Raw genomic sequence first — 2,964 nt, 5'->3', positions numbered from 1 at the left:
CTCCGATCCCTGCTCTGCAGGCGGCCGCGTGACGAGACTTGACATAGGAGCATCGGGGAGCTCGACCCCCGCAACCGGTGATCTGCGAGTTCATCGACCAACTCCGGTCGGAAGGTCATGCGGTCGAGTCGATCTGCAGAGGATTGCGCAAAGCAGGCCTGCAGATCGCCGCACGGACGTACCGCGAGTGGACTTCGCCGCAGCGCGTGGTGGCGGCCAGGACCGTCAGCGATGCCGAGGTCGAGGACACCGTCCGCAAGCTCGTGTGGCAGCTCGATGGGCGGGGGCGCCGGAAGATGCAGCCTGCGGGCTTGTACGGGCGCCGCAAGATGCTTGCCGAGGTGCACCGGGCCGGTCTGACCGCAGCCAGCCCAGGAGCAGTGGACCGTGTGATGCGAACACTCGGGCTATCAGGCGTACTCCGGTCCAAGAAGGTGTACACCACCTCCTCGGATCCGGACGGTGTTCGGGCGCCGGATCTTGTCGATCGCAACTTCACCTCGGACCGGCCCGACCGGCTCTGGGTCGCCGATTTCACATAATGGGGTGGTCGCCGTCGGAGACGGCGGCAAGCCCGTCAACGGGTTCTACTGAGATTTTACCGGCCCGGGCGGATGCTTGAGAGGAGCTGTCTTCGGGTGCCCACTCGTCAGTTTCAACCAGTCCGCGAGAGGCTTCCAACATAGACGGTGGCCCCGTCGATCGGCAGGACGGAACAGGACTTATGAGATGCCGCGCCCACTGAGCGCTCTCCATTAGGTTGTTCGCCCGCCCTGCGTGCTCGCCACCGGAAGTACTCCATGAGGAAGGGCCACCGTCATGACTATTACTGTCGGTATCGACTGGGCCGAGGACCACCACGATGCCGCGATCATGTCCGCCAGCGGGAGCATCGAGCGTCGACTGAGGTTCTCTGCAGATGCCGCTGGCTTCACCGAACTGTTGACCGCCATCGCCGAGCACGGTGGCCACCCCGACGAGATGAGCATCGGGATCGAAACCGACAAGAACCTGCTGGTCACCGCATTGAAGGAAGCCGGGTTCACCGTCTACGCCCTCAATCCTCGAGCTGTGGCCAGATACCGCGAGCGATTCGGACAAGCCGGAGGCAAGTCCGATGCCAAAGACGCGATGGTCCTCGCCGACATTCTTCGGACCGATCGCCACCAGCACCGACCGATGCCGTCGCTGAGTCACCAGAACCAGTCTCTTCGAGTGCTGGCCCGCCAGCACCAGGAAGCCCTCTGGGCCCTGCACGACACCCTGAACAGGCTCCGTTCTGTATTGCTCAAGTTCTACCCCCAGGCGCTGCGGGCGTTTCCGAAACTGACCCATCGCGCCGCGTTGGCCGTCCTGGCCGCAGCTCCAACACCAACTCAGGGACGCCGCCTCACGCCATCCCGAGAGTCCGCGGCGCTCAAGCGGGCGGGCCGACGAAACGACCCTGACCTGGTCGAACACATCGTGGCCTCGCTGCGGCACCCATCGCTGTGCCAGCCGCAGGACGTCGAGCGCAGCCTCGGCATCACCGTGGCAGGACTCGTGGCCATCTGCCAACAGATGCACCTCGCGATTACCAGTCTCGAGGAGCAGATGCGCATCGAGTTCCACAATCACCCGACGGCACCGATCATCGAATCCGTCCCCGGAATCGGCGTCATCCTCGGTGCTCGAATCCTTGCCGAGATCGGCGACGATCCCAGCCGCTTCACCACAGCCCGTGGACTTCGAGCGTTCGCCGGCACCGCCCCGGTGACCCGAGCCTCCGGCCGCTCCCACTACGTCAAAGCCCGACGGATACGGAACAAGCGACTGGCCGACGCATGCCACTGGTGGGCCTTCGCCTCCCTGACCTCCTCCCCGGGCGCCCGCGCCTACTACGACCACCGTCGAGAACTCGGCGACAGACACAACGCGGCACTGCGCAACCTCGCAAACAAACTCCTCGGCCGCCTCTGGTGGTGCCTGCAAACCGGACAACTCTGGGACGACCAGACCGCCTAGCCAACGCCCTCACTTCAGGCCGCCGCTTGACAACCGACCGGCATGAGATGTCTACGTCCAGACTTGGGCGGGCTTCACCTACGTGGCGTTCATCGTCGACGTGTTCGCCCAGCGCATCGTGGCGTGGAACGCGGCCACCACCATGGCCACGGACCTGGTCATGACTCCACTGCGGATGGCGCTGTGGCAACGCGATCGCGAGGGACACCCGATCGAACCCAAGTCGCTGGTCAGCCACTCGGACGCGGGCAGTCAATATACATCTGTAGCGTTCACTGAACGCCTCGCGTTGGAAGGTATCGACCCGTCGATCGGCAGCGTCGGCGACGCGTACGACAATGCGCTCATGGAGACGATCAACGGGCTCTACAAGGCCGAGTGCATCCGCTCGTCAATCTTCCATGACGGGCCGTACAAGACGATCTCCGACGTCGAGTACGCCACCGCCGCGTGGGTCGAGTGGTACAACAATGAACGGCTCCACTCGAGCCTGGACTACGTCCCGCCCATCGAGTTCGAGCAGAGCTACTACGCCGCTCTCAACCGAGAGCTGCAACCCACATAGGGAGCGGCGGGAAACCTGGGGCGGTTCAGGGTCGTTCTTCTCCGCACTGAAGAACGAACGCGTCCACCGCACCGTCTACGCCACGAAGCGGCAGGCCAGGCGCGACGTCATCAGCTACATCGAGGGATTCTACAGCACCCGGCGACGCCATTCAGCGCTCGGCTACAAGGGGCCGAACGACGTGCACTACCCTGGCCTCCAGCCGGCAACGGTAGCGTAGAGAAACCATCAACTCCGCTGTCCGAAATCAACGGGGCAGGTCAGATGTACCGTTCCAACCAGTCGACCGAACTTCAGGCCGCCTGACTCAGCACGACCCTCCAATTAATTCAGTGCGATTTGGGGTGTACCAAGGATCTTGGACAGCCGCTTGATGCGAGAGGATCAAGATCATG

At 63.6% G+C, this 2,964-nt stretch carries 1 protein-coding gene and 3 pseudogenes; all 4 read left to right on the top strand.

Annotated elements, in window-relative coordinates:
* Positions 1 to 56: 56 nt before the first annotated feature.
* Positions 57 to 539 (top strand): annotated as a pseudogene (locus KHA85_RS16215) (transposase family protein); the annotation flags it as partial.
* A gap of 280 nt (positions 540 to 819) precedes the next feature.
* Positions 820 to 2,004, top strand: a complete 1,185-nt coding sequence (locus KHA85_RS16210; RefSeq protein ID WP_213186596.1) for an IS110 family RNA-guided transposase — start codon at positions 820 to 822, stop codon at positions 2,002 to 2,004.
* A gap of 52 nt (positions 2,005 to 2,056) precedes the next feature.
* A pseudogene (locus KHA85_RS16205) lies at positions 2,057 to 2,569 on the top strand (IS3 family transposase); the annotation flags it as partial.
* A gap of 31 nt (positions 2,570 to 2,600) precedes the next feature.
* Positions 2,601 to 2,789, top strand: a pseudogene (locus tag KHA85_RS16200) (IS3 family transposase); the annotation flags it as partial.
* Positions 2,790 to 2,964 lie beyond the last annotated feature (175 nt).

Origin of the sequence: Dietzia massiliensis (genome assembly GCF_018390595.1) — a bacterium.
Lineage (GTDB): Bacteria > Actinomycetota > Actinomycetes > Mycobacteriales > Mycobacteriaceae > Dietzia > Dietzia massiliensis.
Note: the sequence above shows the minus strand (reverse complement) of the source record. Positions and strands in the feature narration are given on the sequence as shown.

Bases quoted from the DNA above. Each gene is read 5' to 3' on its own strand.
- KHA85_RS16210 (WP_213186596.1), top strand. From the start codon at position 820: ATGACTATTACTGTCGGTATCGACTGGGCCGAGGACCACCACGATGCC.